Genomic DNA, 6,944 nt, shown 5'->3' with positions numbered 1-6,944 from the left:
ACAACGCCATCCTCGGCCCGCTCGCGGACAAGCGGAAGTCGACCATCGACCGCATCGCGATCGCCATCGGCCGCACGTCGACGAAGCCGACCGGCCTGGACTCCCTGGCCGCCTGCACGCTCACCAAGTGACGTGACAGGCGCTGTGGCCGCCCCGATTCAGCGCCGGCCGGGGCGGCCGCGGCAGGGGTCCGGGCCCCACGGCGGCCGGGACCGCAATTCCTTAGACGAACGAAAGACTTGCGCTCATAATCGTCAGGTGTGGGAAAAACTTATGAGCACATAGACGGCCGGCTGCGCACCTTCATCGAGGAGCAGCCCCTCTTCTTCACCGCGACCGCTCCCCTGTCCGGCGACGGCACGGTCAACCTCTCCCCCAAGGGCCTCAAGGGCTCCTTCGCGGTGCTCGACGAACTCACCGTGGCCTACCTGGACTTCGCCGGGTCCAACGCCGAGACGATCGCCCATCTGCGGGAGAACGGGCGGATCACCCTGATGTGGTGCGCCTTCCAGGGACCGCCGAACATCGTGCGGGTGCACGGGCGCGGTGAACCGGTCTTCCGTGACGACCCCCGGTTCGGGGAGCTCCTCGCCCGCTTCCCCGACATCGACCCCACCGCGCACGGTCTGCGCGCGATCATCGTCGTGACCGCCGAACTCGTCCGCGACACCTGCGGATACGCGGTGCCGTTCATGACGTACGACGAGGACCGCGATCTGCACGGCAGGCGCTTCGCGCGCGAGGACGACGCGTCACTGAGCGAGTACTTCACCAAGAAGGAGCACATCGCCACCAGCATGGACGGGCTGCCGGGGCTGCCGTTGCCGCTGCCGCCCTCCCCGGCCCGAGCGCCGGGCCCGGCCTGAGCACGCCCGTCACGACGCGCGGAGCCGCACCGTGAACGTGGTCGCCCCGGGCCGGCTCTCCAGCTCCACGCTTCCGTCGTGCGCCTCCGCCACCGCGGCGACGATCGACAGGCCGAGGCCCGCGCCGCCGCCGGGGGCGTCCGAGCGGCGGCGGTGTTCGGCCCGGGTGAAGCGCTCGAAGATGGTCGGCTGCACGTCCCTGGGCACGCCGGGCCCGTCGTCGTGCACCTTCAGCAAGACGGACCTGCCCTCGGTCTCCAGGGACACCGTGACCTTGGTGCCGGCGGGCGTGTGCACGCGCGCGTTGGTCAGCAGGTTGGCCAGCACCTGCTGCAGCCGGTGGGCGTCGCCGTCCACCGAGACCGGTTCCTCCGGCAGGTCCAGCGACCAGCGGTGGTCGGGACCGGCGGCCCGGGCGTCGGTGACGGCGTCCAGGACCAGCATGGTGAGGTCGACGGGGTGGCGTTCCAGCGGCCGGCCCGCGTCCAGCCGCGCCAGGAGCAGCATCTCGTCGACCATCTCGCCCATGCGGCCGGACTCGGCGGCGATGCGTTCGAGGGCACGGGTGATCTTCGGCGGCACCGGGCCCGGGTGCAGCAGGGCGAGTTCCGCGTGGCCGCGGACGGAGGCGACCGGGGTGCGCAGCTCGTGGCTGGCGTCGGCGGCGAAGCTGCGCAGCCGCTCCTCGCTGGCGTGCCGCTTGGTCAGCGCGTCCTCGACATGGCCCAGCATGCGGTTGAAGGCGCCGGCGACCTGGCCGACCTCGCTGCGCGGGTCCGACTCGGGGGCACGCGGCGGCAGCGCCACCTCGCCGCTGGCCAGCGGCAGTTCGCTGACCCGGGTGGCGGTGGCCGCGACCCGGCTCAGCGGTCGCAGCGACCAGCGGACCCACAGGGCGCCGGCCACGCCGGTGACGGTGAGGGCCAGGCCGAAGACGACGGCGGCGACCAGGATCAGACGGTGGACGGCGGCCTCCACCGGTTCCAGAGGGAGGCCGGTGATCAGGACGTCGCCGTCGATGCCCTGGGACGCCTTCACCCGGTAGGAGTCCAGCGTGGACAGCTCGACGCTGTGCGCCCGGCCGTCGACCGGGACGTCGGCCAGTTGCCGCTGGTCCGCCGTGCTCAGGGGCACGTCGGTGACACTGCCGGGGCGGACGACGGCCGCGTTGGTGACGGTGTCGCCGACCAGCCGGGCCCCGAAGGTGCCGGTGGCCTGCCGGCGGGTGTCGCCGTGCTCGTCGCCGTCGTGGTCGTCGAGCGGCAGGCCCTTGTGCTCCAGGCTCTCCGGGAAGCGGTTGCCGGCCTGGGCGAGCTGCTGGTCGAGGCGGCTGACGAGGAAACCGTCCAGTTCGATCACGGCCGCCACGCCGACCGCGGCGCAGCTGACGGCGAGCAGGACGACCAGGCCGACGGTCAGCCGGGCCCGGAGGGTGCGCGGGCGCGGCAGGCGGCGCAGGAACCTCATGGGCTCACCGGCTTCAGCACGTACCCGGCGCCGCGGACCGTGTGGATCATCGGTTCCCGGCCCGCGTCGACCTTCTTGCGCAGGTAGGAGATGTACAGCTCGACGACGTGGGCGCGGCCGCCGAAGTCGTAGGACCAGACGCGGTCGAGGATCTGCGTCTTGCTCAGGACGCGGCGCGGGTTGCGCATCAGGAAGCGGAGCAGCTCGAACTCGGTCGGCGACAGCTCGATCAGTTCCCCGCCCCGGGTGACCTCGTGGGAGTCCTCGTCCATGACCAGGTCGCCGACGACCAGCTGCGGGCCCTCCTCCAGCTGGCGGGCCATGCCGGCGCGGCGCAGCAGGCCGCGCACCCGGGCGACGACCTCCTCCAGGCTGAAGGGCTTGGTGACGTAGTCGTCGCCGCCCGCGGTGATGCCCGCGATGCGGTCCTCGACCGCGTCCCGGGCGGTCAGGAACAGCACGCAGACGTCGGGTTTCACGGTGTGCAGGGAGCGCAGCACGGCGAAGCCGTCGGTGTCGGGGAGCATCACGTCCAGGACGACGGCGTCGGGCATCAGCTCGCGGGCCTCGGCGAGCGCCGCCGCACCGTCGCCGGCCGTGCGGACCTGCCAGCCTTCGTAGCGCAGGGCGCCGCAGAGCACTTCGGCGAGGTCGGGGTCGTCGTCGACGACGAGGACGCGCAGCGGGGTGCCGTCGGGGCGGGTGAGGGCGGGGCGGCCTGATCTGGTGTTCATCTCCTCACCAGGATCGCTCCTCGCGGGGCCCGGCGGGTCTCTCGCGCAGCTCTGAGTTTTCTCTGAGTGGCCTCGGCGGCGCCCGTTTCAGAGGGTCCTGAGAAGTTACGACGGCACCCTTGCGTCGCATAGAAGGCGAAAGGACGCACATATGACCACCGTGTACGACCGGCGGACGGCCCCTGCCGTGACGCCGGCCGCGCCGCGCTCCCCCGCCGGTGCCGTGCTCGCGCTGCTGTGGGCCGGTGCCGCGGCCGTGGTCGCCCTGTGGTGGGCGGACACCGCCTCCGTGGTCGGCACCGCGGGCTGGCTGACCGACGCCGGGCGCATCGCGGGACTGCTGTGCGGGTACGCCTGTGCGGTGCTCGTCGGCCTGATGGCGCGCGTGCCGCTGCTGGAGCGGCGGGTCGGCTCCGACCGGGTGGCCCGCTGGCACGCGATGGCCGGCCGCTACACGATCAGCCTGCTCGTCGCGCACGTCGTGCTGATCCTCCTCGGCTACGCGGCCCAGGACCGCGCCTCGCTGTGGCACGAGACGGTCACCGTGGTCATGGACTATCCGGAGATGCTCAAGACCACGGCGGGCACGGTCATCCTGTTCGCGGTGGGCATCACCTCGGCGCGGGCCGCGCGACGGCGGCTGAGCTACGAGTTCTGGTACTACGTCCACCTGCTGACGTACGCGGCCGTCTTCCTGGCCTTCAGCCACCAGCTGGCGCTGGGCAACGACTTCAACGGGCACGCGGTCGCGACGGCCGCCTGGTACGCGCTGTACCTGGGTGTCGCGGCCCTGGTGGTGTGGTTCCGGATCCTCGCGCCGGTGCGGCTGAACCTGCGCCACCGGCTGCGGGTGGAGTCGGTGCACCGCGAGGCGCCGGGCGTGTACTCGGTCGTCATGCGCGGCCGGCGGCTGGACGAGATGGGTGCCGAGGCGGGGCAGTTCTTCCGCTGGCGGTTCCTCGGCGAGGGCATGGGCTGGACGTCGACGCCGTACTCGCTGTCGGCGCCGCCGCGCCAGGACCTGCTGCGGATCACGGTCAAGGCGCTCGGCGGCCACAGCGCGGCCGTCTCGCTGCTGCGGCCGGGCACCCGGGTGTGGGCGGAGGGTCCGTACGGCTCGATGACCGCGGACCGGCAGACCTCGGCGAAGTCGCTGCTGATCGCCGCCGGTGTCGGCATCACCCCCATGCGGGCGCTGTTCGAGACCCTGCCCGGGGACGTCACGCTGCTGTACCGGGCCCGCACCTCCGAGGACCTCGCCCTCGGCGGGGAGCTGGAGGCCGTCGCCCGCTGGCGCGGCGCGAAGGTGCTGTACGCGCTCAACGGGCCGGACGGCCGGCGCCCGAACCTGACCGCGCAGTCGCTGCGGGCCACCTTCCCCGGCCTGGCCGCCTACGACGTGTACATCTGCGGCCCGCACGGCTTCGCCCAGGACCTGTACGAGGAGCTGCGCGCCGCCGGAGTGCCGGACCGCCGCATCCACCACGAGTCGTTCGAATTCTGAGAGCTGTGAGGCCCCAACCGTGCACGCGCTGAAGAAGAACCGTCCGCTGCGCCGCATCGTGCTGGCGAGCGCCGCCACCGTCTCCGGAATGGTGATGCTGCTGTCGCTGAAGCCGCATTCCTCACCGGCGGGCGCCGTGGCGGTCCCCGCGCCGTCGAGCAGTTCGAGCGCGTCGAGCGGATCGAGCAGTTCGGGCGGGTCGAACAGCTCGGGCGGATCGAGCAGTTCCGGGGGATCGAGCACCTCCGGCACGAAGACCGTCACCGGCAACACGATCCAGACCCGCTGGGGTCCGGTCCAGGTGAAGATCACCCTCAAGGGCGGCAAACTCACCGAGGTGACGGCCGTGCAGTCGCCGTCGGACAACCCACGCGACCAGGAGATCAACAGCTACGCCCTGCCCCGGCTGCGCAGCGAGGCGCTGCAGGCGCAGAGCGCGAACATCGACACCGTCTCCGGCGCCACCTACACGAGCGAGGGTTACCGCCAGTCACTCCAGTCGGCACTCGACTCGGCACGCGGCTGAACGCACGGGCGTCGTGGCACGTATCTCAGGGCCAAGGGACCACGCCACCCCCCTTGCCCCCGCTCCCGGAGGAATCGTGACCACCACGCTCGCAGGCGGCCGCGCCGCCCGCCGCCAGACGATGCGCCGCATCCGCCCGCGCCGTTCCCCGGCGACCGTTCTGCTGCTCGCCGTCTGGGCGGGCGCCGCGGCGGTGATGTGGCTGTGGTGGAACAACACGCCGTCCATCGCCGACAACAACGGCAGGATCCTCAACGCGGGCCGGATCACCGGCCTGTTGGCGGGCTACCTCATGGCACTCGTCGTGCTGCAGATGGCCCGGGTGCCCGCCCTGGAGCGGCGGGTCGGGTCCGACCGGGTGGCCCGCTGGCACGCGATGAGCGGCCGCTACACGCTCAGCCTCATCGCGGCGCACATCTTCCTCACCATGTGGGGCTACGCGCTGCAGGCCGGCAAGACGCTCGGCGACATCGTCCAGCAGACGATCGACTCCATCAACCAGCTGCCGGACATGGGCAAGGCGGCCATCGGCAGCGGCCTGTTCGTGCTCATCGGGCTGACGTCGATCGGCCCGGTGCGCCGCCGGATGGGGTACGACACCTGGTACCACGTCCACCTGCTGACGTACGCCGCGGTGTTCCTGACGTTCTGGCACCAGATCACCACCGGCAACGACTTCGCCGTCGAGCCGACCGCGAAGACCTTCTGGTACGCGCTGTACGGGTCGGTCACCGCGCTGGTCCTCTGGTACCGCGTCCTCGTCCCGATCCGGCTGAACATGCGGCACCGCATGCGCGTCGAGGCGGTCATCGAGGAGACGCCGGGCATCGTGTCGGTGCTGATCGGCGGGCGCAAGCTGCACCGGATGGGCGCGGAGGCGGGGCAGTTCTTCCGCTGGCGGTTCCTGGCGCCGGGCATGCGGTTCAGCTCGCACCCCTACTCGCTGTCGGCGGCGCCGCGCCCGGACATGCTGCGGATCACCGTGAAGGCGATCGGCGACCACAGCGCCCGGCTGCGCGAGCTGACGCCCGGCACGCGGGTGTGGGCGGAGGGGCCGTACGGTGCGATGACCGCGCAGCGGCGCAGCCGCGGCAAGGTGCTGCTGGTCGCCGGCGGCGTCGGCATCACGCCGATGCGGGCGCTGTTCGAGACGCTGCCCGGCGCGGCCGGTGACATCACGCTGCTCTACCGGGCCAACACCACGCAGGACCTGGCCCTGTGGGACGAGCTCGCCGCCATCGCCGACGACCGCGGCGCCCGGCTGATGTACGCCGTCAACAGCCCTGACGGGGAGCGCCCCGACATCTCGGCGGAGCGGCTGCGGCAGAAGCTGCCGGACATCGACGAGCACGACGTGTTCATGTGCGGCCCGGCCGGGTTCGCGCAGACCGTGTACGAAGCACTGCGCGGTGCGGGAGTGCCCGCCCGCCGCATCCATCACGAGTCGTTCGAGATGTGAGCGACGGGACTTCAGGAGCCTCGGAACGATGAAGAAGAGTCACCCCGTCCGGCGTGTCGTGCTGGCCACCGCCGCCACCGTCTCGGGTGTCGTGCTGCTGCTGTCGCTGAAGCCGGCGTCGGACCCCAACGCCCAGGCGGCCGGCGCGGCCCCGCAAGCGACCCAGGCGGCCCAGGAGTCGCCCCAGGGCGGCAGCTCGGCCACCGGGAACGGCACGATCGACGGCAGCGTGGTCCAGACGGAGTACGGCAACGTCCAGGTCCGGCTGACCGTCGCCAACGGAAAGATCACCAAGGCGGAGGCCATCCAGGCGCCCAAGGGCGGCACCAGCGACCAGAAGACGGCTTTGTCCATCCCCAAGCTCGCCCAGGAGACGGTCGCCGCGCAG

General features: G+C 72.0%; 6 protein-coding genes and 1 pseudogene. 5 read left to right on the top strand and 2 right to left on the bottom strand.

Features of this window, described 5'->3' with window-relative positions; all coding sequences use genetic code 11:
* Positions 1–260 precede the first annotated feature (260 nt).
* A complete protein-coding gene (locus M8J74_RS13840; protein ID WP_249836675.1) occupies positions 261–866 on the top strand; it encodes a pyridoxamine 5'-phosphate oxidase family protein in 606 nt (201 codons plus the stop codon).
* Between the two features lie 9 nt (positions 867–875).
* On the opposite strand, the gene M8J74_RS13835 is transcribed toward M8J74_RS13840, so the two are convergent.
* Both M8J74_RS13835 and M8J74_RS13830 read right to left on the bottom strand, forming a co-directional pair.
* Positions 876–2,333 (bottom strand): sensor histidine kinase, encoded by a 1,458-nt coding sequence (locus M8J74_RS13835; RefSeq protein ID WP_249836674.1) that lies wholly within the window; start codon positions 2,331–2,333, stop codon positions 876–878.
* Entirely contained in the window at positions 2,330–3,067 is a 738-nt protein-coding gene (locus tag M8J74_RS13830) for a response regulator transcription factor (RefSeq protein WP_249836673.1), read from the bottom strand. Before M8J74_RS13830 ends, M8J74_RS13835 begins: the two co-directional genes overlap by 4 nt.
* 151 nt (positions 3,068–3,218) lie before the next feature.
* On the opposite strand from M8J74_RS13830, the gene M8J74_RS13825 reads away from it, so the two are divergent.
* From M8J74_RS13825 to M8J74_RS13810, 4 genes and pseudogenes are all read left to right on the top strand, one after another.
* Positions 3,219–4,571, top strand: a complete 1,353-nt coding sequence (locus tag M8J74_RS13825; RefSeq protein ID WP_249836672.1) for a ferredoxin reductase family protein — start codon at positions 3,219–3,221, stop codon at positions 4,569–4,571.
* A 19-nt stretch (positions 4,572–4,590) separates the two neighbouring features.
* Positions 4,591–5,097 (top strand): FMN-binding protein, encoded by a 507-nt coding sequence (locus M8J74_RS13820; protein ID WP_249836671.1) that lies wholly within the window; start codon positions 4,591–4,593, stop codon positions 5,095–5,097.
* 76 nt (positions 5,098–5,173) lie between these two features.
* Positions 5,174–6,556, top strand: coding sequence for a ferredoxin reductase family protein (locus tag M8J74_RS13815; protein WP_249836670.1), 1,383 nt, complete (start codon positions 5,174–5,176; stop codon positions 6,554–6,556).
* Between the two features lie 28 nt (positions 6,557–6,584).
* Positions 6,585–6,944, top strand: a pseudogene (locus M8J74_RS13810) (FMN-binding protein); the annotation flags it as partial.

This window comes from Streptomyces panaciradicis (assembly GCF_023516615.1).
Lineage (GTDB): Bacteria > Actinomycetota > Actinomycetes > Streptomycetales > Streptomycetaceae > Streptomyces > Streptomyces panaciradicis.
This window is presented reverse-complemented; position numbering and strand designations above follow the sequence as displayed.

Coding starts and splice junctions, on each gene's coding strand:
- M8J74_RS13835 (WP_249836674.1), bottom strand. CDS start 2,333: ATGAGGTTCCTGCGCCGCCTGCCGCGCCCGCGCACCCTCCGGGCCCGG.
- M8J74_RS13830 (WP_249836673.1), bottom strand. CDS start 3,067: ATGAACACCAGATCAGGCCGCCCCGCCCTCACCCGCCCCGACGGCACC.
- M8J74_RS13825 (WP_249836672.1), top strand. CDS start 3,219: ATGACCACCGTGTACGACCGGCGGACGGCCCCTGCCGTGACGCCGGCC.